The organism is Silvibacterium dinghuense (genome assembly GCF_004123295.1).
Lineage (GTDB): Bacteria > Acidobacteriota > Terriglobia > Terriglobales > Acidobacteriaceae > Silvibacterium > Silvibacterium dinghuense.
The window spans coordinates 1,357,546-1,377,212 of sequence record NZ_SDMK01000001.1 but is presented as its reverse complement, the minus strand read 5'-3'; the positions used below and the strand labels follow the sequence as shown (position 1 = coordinate 1,377,212).

General features: G+C 62.8%; 18 protein-coding genes. 12 read left to right on the top strand and 6 right to left on the bottom strand.

Annotation, left to right across the window (positions count from 1 at the left end):
- The first annotated feature begins 99 nt into the window (after positions 1 to 99).
- From nusA to ESZ00_RS05400, 3 genes are all read left to right on the top strand, one after another.
- Positions 100 to 1,740, top strand: coding sequence for a transcription termination factor NusA (nusA, locus tag ESZ00_RS05410; protein WP_129207124.1), 1,641 nt, complete (start codon positions 100 to 102; stop codon positions 1,738 to 1,740).
- A gap of 145 nt (positions 1,741 to 1,885) precedes the next feature.
- Entirely contained in the window at positions 1,886 to 5,266 is a 3,381-nt protein-coding gene (gene infB / locus ESZ00_RS05405) for a translation initiation factor IF-2 (protein ID WP_129207123.1), read from the top strand.
- 186 nt (positions 5,267 to 5,452) lie between these two features.
- Positions 5,453 to 5,761, top strand: a complete 309-nt coding sequence (locus ESZ00_RS05400; protein ID WP_129207122.1) for a DUF503 domain-containing protein — start codon at positions 5,453 to 5,455, stop codon at positions 5,759 to 5,761.
- A 216-nt stretch (positions 5,762 to 5,977) separates the two neighbouring features.
- On the opposite strand, the gene ESZ00_RS05395 is transcribed toward ESZ00_RS05400, so the two are convergent.
- Positions 5,978 to 6,376, bottom strand: coding sequence for a VOC family protein (locus ESZ00_RS05395; RefSeq protein WP_129207121.1), 399 nt, complete (start codon positions 6,374 to 6,376; stop codon positions 5,978 to 5,980).
- 126 nt (positions 6,377 to 6,502) lie between these two features.
- Positions 6,503 to 6,805 (bottom strand): GIY-YIG nuclease family protein, encoded by a 303-nt coding sequence (locus tag ESZ00_RS05390; RefSeq protein ID WP_204520153.1) that lies wholly within the window; start codon positions 6,803 to 6,805, stop codon positions 6,503 to 6,505.
- A gap of 223 nt (positions 6,806 to 7,028) precedes the next feature.
- Here ESZ00_RS05390 and ESZ00_RS05385 point away from each other — a divergent pair, with 223 nt between their 5' ends.
- From ESZ00_RS05385 to ESZ00_RS05365, 5 genes are all read left to right on the top strand, one after another.
- Positions 7,029 to 7,298: a hypothetical protein gene (locus ESZ00_RS05385; protein WP_188590832.1), complete on the top strand. Its 270-nt coding sequence runs from the start codon at positions 7,029 to 7,031 to the stop codon at positions 7,296 to 7,298.
- A 79-nt stretch (positions 7,299 to 7,377) separates the two neighbouring features.
- Positions 7,378 to 7,782 (top strand): 30S ribosome-binding factor RbfA, encoded by a 405-nt coding sequence (gene rbfA / locus ESZ00_RS05380; RefSeq protein ID WP_129207120.1) that lies wholly within the window; start codon positions 7,378 to 7,380, stop codon positions 7,780 to 7,782.
- 165 nt (positions 7,783 to 7,947) lie between these two features.
- Positions 7,948 to 8,934 (top strand): DHH family phosphoesterase, encoded by a 987-nt coding sequence (locus tag ESZ00_RS05375; protein WP_129207119.1) that lies wholly within the window; start codon positions 7,948 to 7,950, stop codon positions 8,932 to 8,934.
- A gap of 440 nt (positions 8,935 to 9,374) precedes the next feature.
- A complete protein-coding gene (locus ESZ00_RS05370) occupies positions 9,375 to 11,042 on the top strand; it encodes an ArnT family glycosyltransferase (protein WP_229740975.1) in 1,668 nt (555 codons plus the stop codon).
- Positions 11,043 to 11,530: 488 nt separating this feature from the next.
- Entirely contained in the window at positions 11,531 to 12,523 is a 993-nt protein-coding gene (locus ESZ00_RS05365) for a GNAT family N-acetyltransferase (RefSeq protein ID WP_129207117.1), read from the top strand.
- 102 nt (positions 12,524 to 12,625) lie between these two features.
- Here the strand turns inward: ESZ00_RS05365 and ESZ00_RS05360 are convergent, their stop codons facing one another.
- From ESZ00_RS05360 to ESZ00_RS05345, 4 genes are all read right to left on the bottom strand, one after another.
- Positions 12,626 to 12,805: a hypothetical protein gene (locus ESZ00_RS05360; RefSeq protein WP_129207116.1), complete on the bottom strand. Its 180-nt coding sequence runs from the start codon at positions 12,803 to 12,805 to the stop codon at positions 12,626 to 12,628.
- The gene (locus ESZ00_RS05355) at positions 12,805 to 13,209 is read right to left on the bottom strand and encodes a DUF6677 family protein (protein WP_129207948.1); all 405 of its coding nucleotides are present in this window, start codon (positions 13,207 to 13,209) and stop codon (positions 12,805 to 12,807) included. The genes ESZ00_RS05360 and ESZ00_RS05355 overlap by 1 nt, the downstream gene beginning before the upstream one ends.
- A 221-nt stretch (positions 13,210 to 13,430) precedes the next feature.
- Complete coding sequence (locus tag ESZ00_RS05350) at positions 13,431 to 14,624, bottom strand: M24 family metallopeptidase (protein WP_129207115.1); 1,194 nt, start codon at positions 14,622 to 14,624, stop codon at positions 13,431 to 13,433.
- Positions 14,625 to 14,862: 238 nt separating this feature from the next.
- Positions 14,863 to 15,474: a DsbA family protein gene (locus ESZ00_RS05345; protein WP_129207114.1), complete on the bottom strand. Its 612-nt coding sequence runs from the start codon at positions 15,472 to 15,474 to the stop codon at positions 14,863 to 14,865.
- Positions 15,475 to 15,577: 103 nt separating this feature from the next.
- Between ESZ00_RS05345 and ESZ00_RS05340 the strand changes: the two genes are divergently transcribed.
- The 4 genes from ESZ00_RS05340 (at position 15,578) to ESZ00_RS05325 (ending at position 19,644) form a co-directional block, all read left to right on the top strand.
- On the top strand, positions 15,578 to 15,976 hold the full coding sequence (locus ESZ00_RS05340) for a vitamin K epoxide reductase family protein (RefSeq protein ID WP_129207113.1): 399 nt from the start codon (positions 15,578 to 15,580) through the stop codon (positions 15,974 to 15,976).
- A gap of 356 nt (positions 15,977 to 16,332) precedes the next feature.
- Positions 16,333 to 17,322, top strand: a complete 990-nt coding sequence (locus ESZ00_RS05335) for a sugar phosphate isomerase/epimerase family protein (protein WP_129207112.1) — start codon at positions 16,333 to 16,335, stop codon at positions 17,320 to 17,322.
- A gap of 60 nt (positions 17,323 to 17,382) precedes the next feature.
- Positions 17,383 to 18,702, top strand: coding sequence for a Gfo/Idh/MocA family protein (locus ESZ00_RS05330; RefSeq protein WP_129207111.1), 1,320 nt, complete (start codon positions 17,383 to 17,385; stop codon positions 18,700 to 18,702).
- 57 nt (positions 18,703 to 18,759) lie between these two features.
- On the top strand, positions 18,760 to 19,644 hold the full coding sequence (locus ESZ00_RS05325) for a sugar phosphate isomerase/epimerase family protein (RefSeq protein ID WP_129207110.1): 885 nt from the start codon (positions 18,760 to 18,762) through the stop codon (positions 19,642 to 19,644).
- The last annotated feature ends 23 nt before the right edge of the window (positions 19,645 to 19,667 follow it).

Sequence of the window (19,667 nt, the reverse complement as noted above, 5' to 3'; positions counted from 1 at the left end):
CCGACAGAGACATTTGTCCGTGAACGCTTGCGGACCTGAGACACGGCTCCGCTGATGTATCCCGTCAGCGGGGGCCGAAGGAAGAGTTGAGAGACGACTATGGCAAGCCAGCTTTATCAGAGCATTGAGATTCTGAGCCGCGACAAGGGCATCGACCCGGAGATCGTGGTGGGAGCCGTGGAAGACGCGATCGCGCTGGCGACGCGCAAGTACTACAAGACGCAGGAAAACATGCGTGCCGAACTGGACAAGGAGACGGGCGAGATCCGGGCCTATGTCTATAAGACGGTGGTCGAGACGCCGGAAGAGATCGAGGACCCGATCAACCAGATCGCGCTCGAAGAGGCGCGCGCCCTGGCGCCCGAGGTCGAGGTGGGCGGCGAAATCCGCTACTACAAGCCGACCGACGTGCTGGGCCGCATCGCGGCGCAGATGGCCAAGCAGGTCATCTTCCAGAAGGTGCGCGAGGCCGAGCGTGACACGGTCTTCAACGAGTACAACCACCGCGTGGGCGAGGTGATCAACGCCACGGTGAAGCGCGTCGAGCTGCAGGACGTGATCTTCGACATCGGCAAGGCCGAGGCGCGCATGCCGCGCCGCGAGCAGTCGCGCCTGGAGCAGTTCGCCGTGGGCGAGCGCGTCCGCGTGGTGCTGCTGCGCGTGGACCGCGCGGCCAAGGGACCGCAGGTCATCGTTTCGCGCGCGGCCAAGGAGCTGGTGCAGAACCTGTTCCAAAGCGAAGTGCCGGAAATTTATGACGGCACGGTGATGATCCGCGCCATCGCCCGCGAAGCGGGCGAGCGTACCAAGATCGCCGTGATGTCGCGCGACAAGGATGTGGACCCGGTCGGCGCCTGCGTGGGCATGAAGGGTATGCGCGTGCAGTCGATCATCCGCGAGCTGCGCGGCGAAAAGATCGACATCATCGAGTTCAGCGAAGAGATTACGACCTTTGCGGAGAAGGCGCTGCAGCCGGCGAAGGTCAGCCGCGTGAGCATCACCGATCTGGGTGAGAAGCAGCTCGAGGTCATCGTGGACGACACGCAGTTGTCGCTTGCGATCGGCAAGAAGGGGCAGAATGTGCGCCTGGCGGCCAAGCTTCTCGACTGGAAGATCGACATCAAGAGCGAAGAAGAGAAGCGTCAGGAAGTCGAGCAGCAGATGCAGGGCGTGGGTGGTCCTTCGACGCCGATCGAGCAGGTTTCGGAGCTGGGCGAGACGATCATCGACAAGCTGGTTGCGGCCGGCATCACGACGGTCGAAGCGCTGGCGGATATGACGCCGGAGCAGCTCGAGGAGATTCCGGGCATCGGCGAGAAGACGCTCGAGAAGATCAGCGTGGCGGTACGGCACTACTTCGGCCAGTACGAAGAGGGGGAAGAGCGTCCGGCTGCGGTGGAGAATGCCGAGATCGAAGCGGCTGCAGCTGCCGAGCGCGCCAGCCTGGCTGAAGAAGAGGATGCCCTGAAGCTGGATCTGACCCAGGACGGTGAGTTTGAGCCGGCCGGAGAGGATACGGAGGACGAGGGCTCGGGCCTGATTCATGACGCCGTGGCCGCCGAGGCGATCGAGGAAGCGACCGAGACAGGCGCAGGCGCGGAGTTCGAAGGCGGCCGGCCGGTAGCTCCGGGGTCGCAGAACACCAGCCATCGTCTGGAAGAGACGGCGGTGACCGAAGATGTGGCGGAAACGGCCGAGTTGCGTGAGGAAACGGATCACAATGCGGGAAATGGCGAGTAGCATGCGCCGTTTCCCGGCATTCCCGGCCCAGAAGAGCGATGAAAGCCATCGTTTTCGGGCCATAATAATAGAAGAAGGCGTGAAATCCCGCAGCCATGAGGGTGCTATGAACGGCTAAGGGCTTGAGGAAGCGACAAAGGGGCGGATGAGTAAAGTTCGAATCAACGATTTAGCGCGAGAGCTGGAAGTAAAGAGCAAGGCCATTCTGGACGTCCTGGACAATGTGGGCGTGACCGAGAAGAAGACACACTCCAGCTCGCTGGAGCTTGATGAAGCCGAGCGCGTGCGGAACCACTTCCAGCGAGGGAAGTCGGGCGGCGCAGCTTCGTCTGCGCGCAACGATAATGCGGCGAAGCCCAAGATCGACTGGTCCAGGGTCTCGAAGCCTGGGGATGTGCTGAAGGCCATCCAGCAGCGCAAGGAAGAAGAAGCAGCTCCGGCCAAGCCTGCGGTTGCGGCAGCGCCTCCGGCGGTGAACCGTCCGGTGGTGGCAGCGGCTCCTCCGGCCCATGCTCAGAAGCCCGTGACGGCTGCAGCTCCCGTGGTAGCAGCTGCACCTCGTCCGGCCTCGGCTCCGGTAGCGACGCCTGCTCCTGCTGCGCCCGCTCCTGTGGCTGCTGCACCGGCTCCGGCCGCTCAGCCTGCCCCGGCACCATCCGTGCCGACGCCTGCTCCTGCTGCGCCTCCGGCCGCGGCTCCGGCTGCTTCAGCTCCCGCAGCAGCTGCTCCTGCCGGGCCGGCCCAGACTGTTCAGGCTCAGACCATTCAGCCCCCGGCTGCAGCGGCTGCTCCGGTTGCCGCACGTCCGGTCATCGGTTCGCCAAATCCGAGCAATCCCGCGCCGCGCCGCATCGTGCCCCAGCCTCGCCAGGCTCCGCCGATCGTGGTGCCTCCGGCGGCTCCGGCTATTGCGGCCAAGCCCCCGGCTGGTCCGGTGGTGGCCAAGCCCCCGGTCGCCCCGGCTGGCGCGATTCATTCTTCGACGCCTGCGGCCCCGGTTGCGGCGAAGCCTCCGGTGACTGCAGCTCCGGCTGCCTCCGCGGCTCCTGCTTCCCAGGCTCCGGCCGCGCCCGAGGCTTCCGCTACGCCTGCGGCTCCGGATGCTCCGGCCGCCGCTACTCCCGCAGCCCCGGCTGCTCCGGCACGGCGTGTCATCATGCCGCAGACGGGACCGCGCCCGGTGTACACGGCGCCGCCGCCTCCTCCTGTTTCGCAGCGTCCGCTGAACACACCGCAAGGCGGCCAGGGTGGCCCCGGCGGCGTGCAGCGTGGGCGTCCTATTTTTGATCGCCGTCCTGGCGGTGGCCCTGGTGGCCCCGGCGGTGGTAATTACGGTGGTGGATACAACCGTCCTGGCGGCGGTCCCGGTGGTCCTGGCGGACCCGGCCAGCGCCGTCCTATGCATCCCACGCGCTCGATGCCGGGTGGTCCCGGTGGACCTGGCGGTCCTGGTGGCCGTCCTGGCTTCGGTGGTCCGCGCCCTGGCTTCGGCCAGCGTCCGGGTGGTCCTGGCGGCCGTCCCGGCTTCGGTGGTCCGCGCCCCGGCATGGGTGGTCCTGGCGGCGGCTTAGTTCCGCCTCCGGGTGAGGCACCGCGTCCGCAGCGCGCAGGCAACAACCAGCGCCGCGGCCGTCAGCAGTATCCGAAGACCAAGGAAGGCCCGATGAAGGGCTTTGCCCCGCCGTCCCGTTACGGCGGAGCACAGATTCCGAACGAGCCGCTGCCGATCACCCGCACCATTACGGTGACGGAAGGCATCAGCGTGAAGGATCTGGCCGAGAAGCTGGGTATTCGCGGTAAGGATCTGATCGCCACGCTGCTGATGCGCGGCGTGTTTGTGACCGTCAACCAGTCGCTCGACGGCGAGCTGGTGAAGGATGTCGCGCGCCAGTTCGGCGCGGACACCGAGATCATCACCTTCGAAGACCAGCTGGCCAACGAAGCCATCGAAAATGTACTCGCGCAGGAGAATCCTGACGAGCACGAAGTGGTACGTCCTCCGGTGGTCACGGTCATGGGTCACGTCGATCACGGCAAGACCTCGCTGCTCGATGCGATCCGCGAGACCGATGTGGCCGGCGGTGAAGCCGGTGGCATTACGCAGCACATCGGTGCGTACAAGGTGCGCATCGGCAAGGAAGATTCGCCGGCTTTCGGCCGCGAGATCGTCTTCCTGGATACGCCGGGTCACGAAGCCTTTACCCGCATGCGTGCGCGCGGCGCCAAGGTCACCGACATTGTCGTGATCGTGGTTGCGGCCGATGACGGCGTGATGCCGCAGACGCTCGAAGCGATCGACCACGCGAAGGCGGCGAATGTGCCGATCATCGTGGCGGTGAACAAGATCGACAAGCCGGATGCGCAGCCTGACCGCGTGAAGCAGCAGCTGGGCGATCGCGGACTGGTGCCCGAATCGTGGGGCGGCTCGACGGTGTTCGTCGATGTCTCGGCGAAGAAGAAGCAGAACCTGGACCTGTTGCTGGAAATGATCTGCCTGGTCGCCGACCTCGGCAATCTGAAGGCGACGCCGGGCCGCTCAGCCGTGGGTACGGTCATCGAAGCCAAGCTGGACCGCGGACGCGGTGCGGTAGCCTCGGTGCTGGTACAGAACGGCACGCTGCGCAACCAGGACAGCTTCATCGTGGGCAACACCTTCGGCAAGATCCGCGCCATGTTCGACGACCGTGGACGCGCGATCGAAGAAGCAGGACCCTCGACCCCGGTCGAGATCCTGGGTCTCGAGAGCATTCCCGACGCGGGCGATACGTTCCTGGTGGTTGCGGACCGCGACAAGGCCAAGGGCATTGCGCAGTACCGCAAGATGAAGGAGCGCGAGGCACAGCTGGCGAAGAGCTCGCGTGTATCGCTCGAAGGCCTGGCGGAGAAGATCAAGGAAGCCGGAGTCAAGGACCTGCCGCTGATCCTCAAGGGCGACGTGCAGGGCTCGGTGCAGGTGCTGGCCGACTCGCTGCAGAAGATGTCGACCGAGAAGGTGCGCATCAAGGTCATTCACTCAGGCGTGGGCGCTATCACCGAGAGCGACGTGCTGCTGGCTTCGGCCTCGAACGCGATCGTCATCGGCTTCAACGTCAAGCCGGAGCGCAAGGCTGCGGATCTGGCCGAGCAGGAAGAGGTCGAGATCCGTCTGCACTCGATCATCTACGAGCTGCAGGACGAAATCACCAAGGCCATGCTCGGACTGCTCGAGCCGGTGTTCAAGGAAGTCTACATGGGCCGCGCCGAAGTGCTGCAGGTCTTCCGCATCCCGAAGGTCGGCACCATTGCCGGCTGCCGCGTGACGGATGGCGTGCTGCGCCGCGATGCCGAAGTGAAGCTGCTGCGCGACGGCGAGCAGGTCTTCAAGGGCAAGCTGAGCTCGCTGAAGCGCGTGAAGGACGATGTGAAGGAAGTGACGAACGGCATGGAGTGCGGTGTCGGCATCAATTCCAACGACATCAAGGAAGGCGATATCGTCGAGGCCTTCGTCACCGAAAAGGTGGCGGCGGAGCTCGGCGCGGCGCGGTAGTCCTTCTTTCGACTCAGCAAAGGCCCTCCCTTCGGGAGGGCCTTTGTCCTTTGCGTGGGGAGAGATCGTGCCAGCCCGCCCAAGCAGAGCTTGGACGGGGCACCCGATTCCGTCTTCACTGCCGGGTGCCCATGTCTCGCTTCTGAGACATGGGATGCGTATGTGCCGCTGCGGTAGCATGGGCGCATGGCTGTGGCGGCGATGACGATCGAGCTGCGTATCGAGCATGCGCAGTCGCTGAAGGACCGGAGGCAGGTGGTGCGGAGCCTCAAGGAGAAGCTCGGGCATGGCTTCAATATCTCGGTGGCGGAGCTGGACGAAGCGGTGACCTGGCAGTCGGCGACGCTCGGCGTGGCGGCGATTTCGGCCTCGCGGGACTACCTCGCCGGGCAGATGCAGCAGGTGGAGCAGGCGGTCAACCGGATTGCGAACGATCTTGGAGCAACGGTGGCGGATGCGTGGTGGGAGTTTTTAGAAACAGCCTCTAGCTGCTAGCCATTAGCTTTTAGCTGAAAACCTGGGTGCCCCGTCCAGGCTCCGCTTGGGCGGGAAAGTACGAGCCTTTGTGGTTGATGGGAAACCCTGCGAACCCACGTCTCAAAAGCGAGACGTGAGGCACCCGGATCCTCGCGGATGGAGAAACTACGGGTTCCTCCGCTGCGCGAGCCTTTGGCTCGCTTCGGTCGGGATGACATCTATTAAGAAGGTTCGCTAATGCGGACGGCCGAAGAAGAGGACGTAGCCGTCGGGATCGGTGATCTCGAAGCCGCGCAGGCCGTCGTGGGTGTTTTTGAGTGGTGAGCTGAAGGTCGCGCCGCATGCGAGGAACTCTTCGGCGAGCGAGTCGGGATCGGATGTGAAACAGTAGGCGTCCCAGCGCATCTCGGGATCGCGCGTGGCGTTTGGTTGCGGCGCGGCGTTGCCGGATTTCAGGAAGAGCATGACGCTGTCGCGGGCGACGATGGCGAAGAACGAGGCATCGTCCGGTTGCTGGAACTGCGTCTCGAAGCCGAGCCTGTCGTGGTAGAAGGCGAGGCTGCGCGGGACATCGCTCACGATGAAGAACGGGGCTATGGAGTCGATGCTGGCCTTCGTTTGGGATGGGGGCATGCGGGCCTCCTTGCTCGGGGGATTGTCCCACGTTTTGGAGTGCGAGAGGTGGGCGGTGGACCATCGGTAAGCTCTGTCATTCCGACCGGAGAGAGCCGAAGGCGAACGCAGTGGAGGAACCTGCGGTTATTTCTCAGGCCTCCAGTCCTCACTCAGATCGACCCAGCACGGATTCATCTTCCTGATAAGCGCCAGCTTCTTTTCTCTTCTCCAGCGCTTGATCTGCTTTTCGCGGCCTATAGCGCTGCGGACATCGTCGAAACCTTCGAACCACACGAGCCGCGTGCAGGGATAGTGAGAGCTGAGGCCTTCGAGTGAGCGGTGTTGATGCTGATGGGTTCTCCTCTCAAGATTGCCTGTGACACCGCAATAGAGGACGTGCGTACGGCTCGCCATGAGATAGACAAAGTAGTGCCGGTCCACAGCCATGCGATTGCTTTTATAAGAGCGCACGCCGGGACGTCAGTTGCAGTGGTGACGTAGACAAGGGAAAAACCGCAGGTCCCTCCACTTCGCTGCGCTCCGGTCGGGATGACAGAGGTTATGGCTGGGGAAAAGTTTGTACCGTCCTACTCAAGCCAGCTTCGGGCTTGAATGGGCCACCCGGGTATGGGTTGGTTCATCGCCGACGCCACGCAGTAGGATGGCTGGCATGGTTGATGTCGTGTTTCTACTCTGGTATGTAAGGCTCTGGGATGAGGGTGAGGATACTGAGCTCTTGGTTGGTGTGTACAGCTCCGAAGCCAACGCTAGAGCTGCAATTGAACGCCTCAAAGGGCAACCCGGATTTAGGCAGTACGTGCAAGGCTTTCAGGTGCATCCTTATTCACTGGACAGAGACAGTTGGACGGAAGGCTATGCCCGAATGGATGGGGATCGTAATCTCGTCGACGATCCAATTTCTCCATTGAATTCAGATTGAACCTGGCGCATTGCTCTGGCGTGTTTGGCCCAAATCTACCTCTCTGATATCCTCAAAGGTTTATTCGAGGTAACGAGAGATGCCGGAACAACGGGCACGAAAGTATCACCAGGATCGCGTGGCGGAGACGCTGCGGGAAGAGATTGGCGCGATGATCGAGGGCGAGCTCTCCGATCCGCGCATTGCGTCGGCTTACGTTACGCAGGTGCTGCTGAACCCTGGCGGGAAGTCGGCGCTGATCTATGTGGCTGTCGATGACTCGGCGGGCGAAGTACAGGACATCGAAGCACGCGAGAAGGGCACCATCGAAGGTCTGATGGCGGCGCGGGGGTACATCCGCCACGAGCTGCTGGAGCGGATGGGTGTAAGGCATGTGCCGGAGCTGATGTTCCACATCGACCGCTCGGAGCGGATGACGGCGCGGGTGGAAGAGCTGCTGGAGCGGCAGAAGCGCCGGCAGAAAAAGACGGCGGAGGCTCATTAGAGGCTCCAGCCGGTGCGAAACCGCGGGTTCCTCCACTGCGCTCGCCTTCGGCTCTCTTCGGTCGGAATGACAAGAAGTGGGACGGTCGCTCCGGTCGGGGTGGCAATGATTTGTGAAGGTTATATGCGGATACTGGTGGGAATCCGGCTCTAGACCCCTGCTGCCATGGACAAAATCGACAACATCCACGAGGTATTGAGCGCGATCGAGCGGTCCGAGCGGCTGCTGGTCTCGGCCCACGCGCGTCCCGACGGCGACGCGATCGGGTCGATTCTGGCCATGGGCATGGTGCTCGAGCAGATGGGCAAGCAGGTGGACATGGTCTCCTGCGACCGCGTGCCGCTGATCTATCGCGGGCTGCCGTGCGCGCCCCGTATCCGGCAGATGTGCACGGTCGATGGGCCCTACGATGCGGTGATCCTGCTGGAGTGTGACGGGATCGAGCGCTCGCGTCTCGAGGGACTGGAAGGACGCTTCCTGATCAACATCGACCATCATGTGAGCGGCCGGGCCTTCGGGCATGTGAACTGGATCGATCACCGGGCGTGCGCGGTGGCGGAGATGGTCTACGACCTGGCGCTGGCAGCCGGGGCACGCGTGACGCCGGAGATGGCGACCTGTCTCTACACGGCGGTGCTGACCGATACCGGCTCGTTCTGTTACGCGGGTACGGACATGCATACCTTCGAACTGGCGGGAGACCTGGTGCGGCTTGGCGCGAATCCGATGACGATTGCGCAGAACACGTACTTTGCGCATCCGGAAGCGAAGATGCTGCTGCTGGGCGCGGCGCTCTGCAACCTGCGGCGCGAGGGCAACATCGCCTGGATGTGGGTGACCCACGAAGACATGCTGCGAACCAAGGCCGTCGAGGAAGACTGCGAGGGGCTGGTGAATTACGCGATCGGGATTGCGGGCGTGGAAATCGCCGTCTTCCTGCGCGAGTTGCCGGATCGGAAGGTGCGGCTCTCCATCCGCAGCAAAGGGGTGCTGAATGTGGCCAGCGTAGCCGAGGTCTTCGGCGGCGGCGGCCATCACCATGCCAGCGGCTGCACGCTCGCAGGGCCGCTGCCGGTGGCCGAGGAGCAGATTCTCGCGTGTCTTCAAAGCCGTCTCCGGGCACAAAGGCAGGGTGTAGGGGATAGGGTGTAGGGCTCGTTCTCGATCGGCCGAGTGCTGCTTCGCGCAGGGCGATTTGCCTTCGGTCCCCGCTTCCGTTGGTCGCGAGCTGGGGTTTGCTGGGGTTCGTGCCTTCCCGCCCAAGCGGAGCTTGGACGGGGCACCCGGCTGTTTCGCGCAGGGCGGATCGCCTCCGGCCTCCGCTCCCTTTGGTCGCGATCTGGGGTTCTTCGGAGCCCCATCCATGACCAACGGCTTGCCATGGGTGGGGCTCCCGGCAACTGTGGACTGTTCACTGGCAACTGTGGACTGGTGGCGCGTCCTGAGCCTTTATCGTCCGTTTGCGTTGTATCTGTTAGCCTTAGCGAGAGTTCCCTGCGAGACTAGAAACGACTGTGGGTATTTCTTCCAGAATTAGAGCTCTAAGGCAGAATCCGGGGGATTTCCGGCAACATCTTCCGTCTTTCAAGACGGTGCTCGAGGCCGGCACGCTGTTTGTGCTGACTTCGTTCTTTCTCTTCTACGGCCTGGTGCCTGTCTTCGGCGGCGATGGGTTGGGGCTGGTCGGCGCCGACGAGCCGCGGTATGCACAGATTGCGCGCGAGATGCTGGCCCGGCATGACTTCATCACGCCGATCCTGTGGGGCAAGCCGTGGCTGGAGAAGCCGGCGCTCTACTACTGGCGGGCGATGTTCAGCTTCCGCGAGTTCGGCGTGCACGACTGGTCGGCGCGTCTGCCTTCGGCGAGCTTTGCCTTCATCCTGGTTACGCTGATCTATCTGCACATCCGGCGCTTCCGCCGTGGCGGGCAGCTGGATGCGGCGCTGATCACGGCATCGTGCGCGGGCATCCTGAGCTTCGCCCGCGGTGCTTCGACCGACATGCAGCTGGCCGCGCCGTTCTGCATCGGCATGCTGGGCTGGTATGCGTGGTATGAGACGGACAGCAAGTTCTGGCTCTTCGACCTGTACTTCTTCGTCGGCGCGGCGACGCTGGCCAAGGGGCCGGTGGCTCCGTTCCTGGCGGTGGTGATCCTGGTGGCGTTTGCGGCGCTGCGGCGGGAGTGGTCGATCCTGCGACGGACGATCTGGTGGCCGGGCGTGGTGCTCTACCTGGCGATGGTGCTGCCGTGGTTCATTGCGGTGCAGAAGCGGAATCCGAGCTTCTTCCGAACCTTCTTCCTGCAGCACAACCTGGAGCGTTTCGCGACCGACCGCTATCAGCATCAGCAGTACTTCTGGTACTACCTGCCGATCCTGCTGCTGTCGATTACGCCATGGGCAGTTCCGGCGATTGCGGCGCTGATCGATGCCATTCGGGGCTCGATTGCGGAATGGCGGGCGCGACGGGTGAAGGGCCACTACATGGGCAGCTTCCGCGCCGGCGATGCCTTTCCCGAGTTCCTGGTGCTGTGGGCGCTGATCCCGATCTTCTTTTTTTCCTTCTCGCAGTCGAAGCTTCCCGGCTACATCCTTCCTTCGATTCCTCCTCTGACCATCCTGACCGGCGATTATCTGAACCGTGTGCGTGAGCGTGGCCTCAAGCCGTGGATTCTGGTGCTGCATGCGCTGCTGGTGGGGGTGCTCACGGCGTTTGTGGTGCTGCTGCCGCTGCATCTGCAGCATCCGGAAGAGATGCCGCCGGTCAGCGCCATTGTGGCCGGAGCGATGACGGCTTTCGCGGCCGCGGTCTTCATCCTGATCACCGTGTATCGCTTCGGGCTCAAGCGGTTCCGTATTGCGACCATGGTGCCGATGGTGATCATGCTGCTGTACCTCTTCGGCGTGGGGCCTTTCTTCGGCATCAAGGCGGTTGCGGACAGCAAACGGAATATCACGCTGATCGACCTGACCTATTCCGCACGGCCCCTGGCGCGGATTCTTGCGCAGATCCAGCCGGAGGGCGGGACAGTGGCGGTCTTCGAGGTGCGGCGCGATGTGGAGTACGGGCTCTCGTTCTACCGCAATAGCAGAGTAGTGAACTACGACACGGATGGGGTGCCTGCGGGGCAACATCTGCTGGTGGTGCGCGCCTCTCACCCGCCGCGACTCGAAAAGCTGCTGCAGGGGCGCAGGTACGAGCCGCTCTTTACCTATCCTGCGCAGGACCTGGTTGTGTACTCGGTATCCGCAGCACAGTAAAAACACCGTGACACCAGCGCCGCCGCGGAGCCGGTTTCGTGCAAAAATTGATTTTGAGCGGGTGGCCCTCTGTCCCCGGGCCTGCCATGCACGATCCGTGATTTCTGTATTTTTTTAGATTCCGATGTGGATGTGCCGGTTCTGAACTGGTAACGGCGAGCGAAGCCTGTGCCGGATTCGTGTATCAAGACGAGATACTCTTTCACAATCTAGAGCCTGTTATGAACTTTCGCGCAAGCGGCGTTGCGCGGGAAAATCGGCCCAGACGAGACGGAGGACGGAGACATTGGCGATTCCAAGGCGAGGACGACAACGAAGTATGGGCCGATTTTCCCCGCAACCCGAAGGGCTGGGGCTAATTTTCCCGACCTCTTCGTCGCTCGCTGCTAGGATATGGCCCAATATCCGTCGCAACTCGCTCCTCGATCTCGTAAAAATTGGCTCCCAGCGTCCGCCGCGGGAAAGTTCATAACAGGCTCTAGTACGCCATGACTCCAGCACTGCATCTCGAGATTCTCGATCTCCGGCATTTTTCGGCAGCGAGCCTGCGTCCGCTGCTGGATGCGGAGGCGCGCGTGTGGAGCGAGCGGCTGCAGTGGGATTACCGCGCGTCTGCGAACCTGTTGCTGCAGTACCTGGATTCGCGTGTGTTGCCCGGGTATGTGGCCATCGAGGGCGGACGCATCGCCGGTTATGTCTTCTGCGTGTATGAAGAGAACAAGGCGGTGATCGGCGATGTCTTTGCGGCGCCACCGCCGGGTTCGGCGACCAGCCGTGAGGAGATCGAGAGCCGGCTGCTGGAAAGCCTGGTCGAACTGCTGGAGCACTCGCCGGGTGTGGACCGGATCGAGTCGCAGCTATTGCTGCATCCTCATGGTGCGCATTCGGAGGTCTTCGAGCGTACGGGCTTCGAGATTGCGGAACGGCTCTTTCTGCGGCTGGACCTCGAAGAGAAGCACCCGATACGCCCCAAGGCATTTCCGGCCGGCATTGCCATGCGGCCGTGGCGGGATGAGGATTTTCACCCTGCCTCGCGCCTGATTTCGGAGGCATATTCCGGGCATCTGGACAGCCATATCAATGACCAGTACCGCACGGTGGCCGGGTCACTGCGCTTTCTGCATAACATCGTGCGCTTTCCGGGCTGCGGCTTCTTCGATGCCGAGGCTTCGCGGGTACTGACCTATCCGGGTGGACATGGCGGCGGATATAACCTGGCCGGCCTGCTGCTCTGTTCCCGCGTGCGGGAGGATGTGGCGCATGTGACGCAGCTGTGCGTGGCGCCCTCGCTGCGCGGGCTGGGACTGGGGCGCGCGCTGCTCGATGCCTGCGTGGCCAATGTGCGGGAGCGTGGCTTCCGGGCACTGACGCTGACCGTGACCAAGGCTAATCGCGGCGCGGTTGCGCTCTATGAGCAGACGGGTTTCCGTCCGATGCATACGTTCGATGCCATGCTGTGGGAGCGGAAAGACAGGGTATAGGGGGTGGGGTGTAGGAAAGGCGTGGCCGGGTGAGGGGTTGTGCCTCCCACTCAAGCGGAGCTTGGATGGGGGCACCCGGAAAACTAAACCCTATCCCCTGTTTTACCGGCGGATGAAAAACATCAGCCAGCTGGCGGCGATGACCACTCCGACGAAGCAGACCCAGCAGAAGAGGCCGTAGCGCACCATGGCGCGCGGGGTGGAGCGCTGCGTGATACCGAAGACCACGGAGGCGAAGGTGGCGAAGAGCAGCACCGCGGTGAAGTGCGAGGGGGCGAACATTAGAGCTTCCTCCCGATGCGCAGATTGTGCGCGTCGACCGCGGAGATGAAGTTCAGCAGGCCGGCGACGACGACGAACTTGGTGCCGTAGTCGGCGGTGGCGATCTGCACGGCACTGTGGCCGAGGTCGAAGATGCGGCCGAGGATGTAATAGAGACCGTTGCCGAGGTCGCCCGCGAAGCCGAGCATGTCGAGCACGTCGCCGGTGTTGGGCTGGTAGAGCTTGCCCTGCATGGCGATGCCCAGCCAGAACATGGCGGTGATCGAGGCGAAGAGCAGCAGGGCGCGTCCCCACTTGCCGACAAGCAGGTGGCCCGCGCCGGGGATCAGCCATCCCGCGAGGAGCGCGGAGTAGACAAAACCCTTGATTTCCGGTTTTGCGGGAACTTGCACCTTCGAGGCCATCATTTTGAATATACAGCAGCGTGAGAGACTCAGTGGCCAGTGATCAGTCGCAAAGACGGCCAGTGGGAAAGCGGCCAGTGGGTGCAGGTGGCCCACACAAGTCAACAGCGGGCTTGTATGGCCACCTGCCCGGTTGGGTCATGAATGACTCCTGTTCGCTCTACTCGCTTTTATGTCCGACCCACCCATGACCAACTGCTTGCCATGGATGGGGCACCCGGCTAGATTCTCACCAGCTCGGTCTGGATGCGGCCGGTGACTACTGCCTTGTCGTTGCTGGTGATCATGTCGATCTCGCTGCGCACGCCGAAGCTGGGCAGGTAGATGCCGGGCTCGACCGAGAAGCAGGTGTGGGGCAGCAGCAGGCGCTCGTCGTGGGTCTCGAGGTTGTCGAGGTGCGCGCCCGAGCCGTGGATTTCGAAGCCGATATTGTGTCCGGTGCGGTGGGTGAACCACTCGCCATAGCCGGCGTCGGCGATCACCTTGCGGCAGGCGTCGTCAGCCTGCCATCCGGCGATGGGACGGTGGGCGGCGTAGGCATCGGTGACGGCCTGGATGGCGGCGTCGCGAGCGGCGATGACGGTGGAGAAGACCTTCTGTTCCTCGGCCGAGGGCTCGCGGCCGACGACGCCGGTCCAGGTGATGTCGTAATAGCAGGTCTCGGGACGGTTCTTGCGGCCCCAGATGTCGATGAGGACGAAGTCGCCGTCCTTGATCTCCTTCGAACCTTCCGCGGTGGGCTCGTAGTGCGAGTCCGAGCTGTTCTCGTTCACCGAGACGTTGGGACCGTTCTCCCAGGTGAGGCCTTCGCGGCGCATGGCCTCGGAGAGCCACTGCACGATGTCGTACTCGGTGGTGCGAACGGGTGCGCCGGAGGCCGGGCGTACGCGGCGGCCGATCTCACGGAAGCCTTCGGCGAGGATTGAGTCAATGGCGGCCTGGGCCTCGAAGTGGCTGGTGATGGCGGCGGTGGAGAGCACGGCTTCGAACTGGCTGACGAGGTCGGCGGAACTGACGATGGTCTTGCCCAGCTCGTGGAGGAACTCGACGGTGCCGGCGTCGACCATAGAGACGTACATGATGGCGTTGCGCGGCGAATACTGCATGGCGAGCTTGGTGAAGGGCCGCAGCATGGTCGCGAGGCCTGACTCGAGCTCCTGCCAGGAGGAGTAGACGCCCTTGGTGCCGGGCAGCGTGTCGAGGCGGCCGGCTTCAATGCGATGCACGAGCTTGCGCGGCTCGCCCACGGCGGGGATGAGGTAGTACCAGCGACGGGTGACGTGCGCGTTCTCCGGCAGGCCGAGAATGCGGTAAGAGATGGGGTCGCGGTGGTGGTGATCGTAGAAGAGCCAGCCGTCGAGACCGGCTTCACGGAGCGCGGCCTGCATTGCGTCGAGATTCGCTGCGAAGGACATATCGGCCTCAATCATAACGAAGGGTGTAGGGGATAGGGGATAGGGGATAGGGTGTAGAAAAGCCGACGGCCAGCCTTGTTAGGGGCTGGCCGTCCAGGGTTAGCAGAATTCTCGTTCCTGCTCGTTGAATTCTTCGGAGACCCACCCATGACCAACTGCTTGTCATGGGTGGGCACCCGGATTTCACGGAGACATAGGGCAGCGGCAAAACTATACCCTACCCCCTACACCCTATCCCCTACTTGTGGCCGTGGCTGGTCTGGGCGATGGCTTCGTCGAGCATGGTGTAGAGCTTGTTGAAGTCCTTGACCTCGGTGTGCGGGGCGGCTCCGCCGGTGCCGTCGGTGACGACCCATGCGGTGGGCGTCTGGTGGACGCCAAGCTGCATGCCGAGGTTGTAATCGGCCTTGACCTCGGCGGTCAGCTTGCCCTGGGGATCGACCACGAAGGGCAGCGCGGTACCGTGCTGCTGGGCGAACTTCTGCGTGAAGCCGGCGAGGTCGTCCTTGGTTTCGATATTGTTCTGGTTGGCAAAGACTGCGTTGCGGTAGTCATCGCCCAGCTTCTTGTTCTGGGTGTCGAACCAGCGGGCGTTGACTGCGGCCTGGAAGCTCCACACGTGCATCTGCAGCGGGAAGTCGTGACGCACCCAGGGCACGTGGTACTTGGCGACGGCATCCATGAGCACGGGATTCTCGTGTCCGCACATGGGGCACTCGAGGTCGGCGAACTCAACGATGGCGACGTGCGAGCCCGCCGGCGGCTTGAGCGCGTTCTGCGCGTGGCTGAGAGGCGAGGCAGCGGCAAAGAGAGCGGCGACGGCGAAGGCGGCAGAAAGAATACGCTTCATAGCTGGTGATTTAATCTTATCTCCTAGGAGCGGGGTCCCGCGAGCGGCGCACGGCGGCCGCCTCTTCCTATAAGGGACGCTGCAAGAAGGAGAAAGTTGCCGGATGCGGTATCTGATTGCTGTTCTTGCCCTGGCTGGCGTGATTGTCTCGAGCCTTGCCCTGCACGTCCACTATACGAACGATGTGCAGCCCTGCGACATCAACGCGCACTGGGACTGCGGCATTGTGAATCACAGCCGCTACGCCATGATCGGGCCGGTGCCGGTTGCGGCGATCGGCATCGCGGGCTACCTGGCCCTGGCGATCGTGGCGCTGGCACGGCGGCGCGGCGCTACGCTGCTGGCCTCGGTCGTCGGGCTGGGATACGCGCTTTATTTGACCAACATCGAAGCGCACAAGCTCGAAGTGTGGTGCCTTTACTGCGTAACCTCGCAGGGCATCATCGCGCTGATCACGCTCTGTTCGCTGGCCTGGATGTTTGTCGGCGGCAAACGGGCCTGAAACGCAAGGGATAGGGTGTAGCGCAGGTTCGTGCTTCCCGCCCAAGCGGAGCTTGGACGGGGCACCCGGCAGGGCGGTCGCCTTCGGCCCTCTCCCTCTGGCCGCGATTCGATGTACTGCGAACCCACGTCTCAAAACGAGACGTGGGGCACCCGGTATGTTTGCGGTGGTGCGGATTTCTCTGTGTCCTCTGTGATGAAAAGAGTTTGCGCCGCCCGACGTTTTCATGCGAAGACCGGTGTTTTCATCCAAAAAATCTGTGCTCCACCCGTGACAGATCATCGCGCAAAAGGGGATGATGGTGACCGCGTGCCATAAGGGTGCGCAGTCAGCGGGAAACAGAGGAGAGCAGCAGGATGGCGTTTTCGCGGCGCGATGTGCTCGCAGGACTAGGTGCGGCAGGAGTGGCGGCAAGCTTGCCGTCATGGGTGAAAAAGGCCGATGCGGCGATGGCGGGAGCAGGGGATGGTGCCTGTCCTTTCCGGCTGTCGGTGATCAACGATGAAATTTCGCAGGACTTCGAACACAGCTGCAAGGTGGCGGCCGAAGACTTCGGTCTGCACTGGATCGAGATCCGCGGCATGTGGAACAAGAACGTCACCGAGTTGAGCGATCAGCAGGTCGCGGACGCGAAGAAGATTCTCGCGCAGTACAAGCTGCGGGTGACAGACATTGCAAGCCCGCTCTTCAAGACCGACTGGCCGGGCGCGCCGCTCTCGAAGCAGAGCGAGCATCGGGACCAGTTCCATGCGGACTTCGACGCCAAGGCGCAGGAGAAGCTGCTGGAGCGTTGCATCACGCTGGCGCATGCCTTCGACACAGACCGTATCCGCTGCTTCGACTTCTGGCGCCTCGACGACCAGAAGCCCTATCGCGCGGCGATCAACGCCAAGCTGAGCGAGGCCGCAGAGCGCTGTGCGAAGGACAAGCTGATTCTGCTGCTCGAGAACGAAATGTCGTGCAATACAGCGACGGGCGAAGAGAGCGCGGCGGTGCTGGCCGAGGTGAAGAATCCGAACTTCATGCTGAACTGGGACCCGGGCAATGCGGCGGCGCTGGGCTCGACGCCGTATCCCAACGGCTATGATCTGCTGCCGAAGAAGCGCATCGGGCACTGCCACTCAAAGGATGTGGTGCGCAAGCCGGACGGCAAGTATGACTGGGCTCCGGTGGGCGGCGGCATCGTCGATTGGGTGGGCCAGTTCCAGGCGCTGGCGCGCGATGGCTTCCACTATGCGGTGAGCCTCGAAACGCACTGGCGCGGCGCGGGCACACCCGAGGCGTCGACGCGCATCAGCATGGACGGACTGAAGAAGGCGCTGGCGAAGGCTGGACTTCGCTGCTAAACGGCTCGCCCTCCCTCATGCGGGAGGGCGAATTCTTTTGCGTGAACAAAGGGGACAACGATGGTGACTCGCAGGGAGTTTCTGGACACGCTGGCTGTGGGTGCGGCCGGATTGGCGGTGAGCACAACAGCCAAGAGCTATGCACAGATCATGGGCGCGAACGACCGGCTGAATTTTGCCGTGATCGGGTTGAACAGCCGCGCCTATGCGCATCTCTCTTCGCTGCAGGCGAACAAGGCGCATGCGCGCATTGCCTACGTGTGCGATGTGGAGTCGAATATCCTGGCGAAGTTCGCAGGCAAGACCGAAGCGGCGATGGGTGAGAAGCCGGTAGCGGTGAAGGATTTCCGCGAGGTGCTGGCGAAGAAGGACGTGGACGCGATCACCATTGCGACGCCCGACCACTGGCACGCGCCGATGGCGATCCGTGGCCTCCAGGCGGGGAAGCACGTCTATGTAGAGAAGCCGTGCAGCCACAATCCGGGCGAGGGCGCGCTGCTGGTGAAGGCGCAGCAGAAGTACGGCAAGCTGGTGCAGATGGGTACGCAGCAGCGTTCGTCGCAGCACACCATCGAGATCGTCGACAAGATTCATAACGGACTGATCGGCCGCGCGTATTACGCGAAGGCCTGGTACAGCAACACGCGCAAGTCGATCGGACACGGCAAGGAAGCTCCGGTGCCGGCGACCCTCGACTGGGATCTGTGGCAGGGGCCGGCGCCGCGGCAGGCGTATCGCGACAACGTGCAGCCGTATAACTGGCACTGGTTCCGTATCTGGGGCACGGGCGAGACGCTGAACAACGGCACGCACGAGATCGATGTATGCCGCTGGGCGCTGGATGTGCAGTATCCGGAGCGCGTGACTGCCGCCGGCGGGCGCTATGCGTACAAGGATGACTGGCAGTTCTACGACACGCTGAATACGAGCCTCGATTACGGCGACAAGACGATCAGCTGGGAAGGCAAGTGCTGCAACGGGATGCGGTTCTACGGGCGCGACCGCGGCTCGGCCATTATGGGCGAGACGGGATCGGTGGTGGTGGATCGCGGCGGGTACGAGATCTACGACCTGAAAGGCAATAAGACGGACGAGAAGAAGGCGGCTTCGCAGGAATCCTCTTCCGATCTGGTGGGCGCCGACTCGATGACGGATGCGCACTTTGCGAACTTCATCGCCGGTATCCAGAAGGGCGAGAAGCTGAATGCGCCAATCGCGGTGGGGAATGTCTCGGTGACCTCGATGCAGCTCTCGAATATTGCCTGGTTCGTGAATCGCGAGCTGCGCACCGACCCGACGGATGCTCATATCCTGAACGACGCGGAGGCGATGAAGTACTGGGATCGCGAGTACGAAAAGGGCTGGGCGCCGCATCTGTAATCGATAGAGATACAAATTGGATTTTGGGACTTGGATCTTGGGACAAGGAGAAAGGCTATGGATGCAGGACGTTTGAGCCGCCGCGGATTCCTGGGCGCGGGTGCGTTGGCTGCCGGGGCGATGGCGATGCCGGGTCTGGCTGTGGGGAGCGCATTGGCTGAGCCGATGGCTGCAGGAGGTGCGCCTTCGCCGCTGAAGCTGGGCATGACGAGCTATACCTTCCGCGAATTCACGCGGACGCAGATGATCGGCTATCTGAAACAGCTCAGCATTGACGCGCTGAATGCGAAGGATGCGAAGGATCATCTGCCGATGGATGCGGCCGGTGAAGACGCGGCGCTGGCCGACTACAAGGCCAACGGGATCATGCTGCACGCTGTGGGCGCAGTGTATTTCCCCAAGGATGAAGACGACGATATCCGCACGAAGTTCGAGTATGCGAAGCGGGCCGGCGTGTCGGTGATCGTGGCCGGCGACCCGACACCGGAGACACTGCCGCGCATCGAGAAGTTCGTGAAGCAGTATGACATTCGTCTTGCGATTCACAATCACGGACCCGAGGACAAGATCTGGAAATCGCCGCTGGATGTGCTGAAGGCGGTGAAGGGGATGGACCCGCGCATGGGTTGTTGCATCGACGTAGGGCACTGCGTGCGCGCGGGCACGGACGTGGTGGAGGCTATTCACGCCGCCGGGCCGCGCCTCTTCAACATGCACATGAAGGACCTGACGGATTTCTCGAGCAAGGAGAGCCAGGTTGCGGTCGGCGACGGCAAGATGCCGGTGCGCGAGATCTTTGCCGCGCTGATCAAGACAAAGTATGCGGGGTATGTGGACCTTGAGTATGAAGTGCATGGCGACGACCCGATGCCGGGCGTGATCGCGAGCTTCTCCTACATGCGCGGCGTGCTGGCAGGGATGGGGTATCGCTGGAGAGCATAGGGTGTAGAAAAGTCTTGCGAACC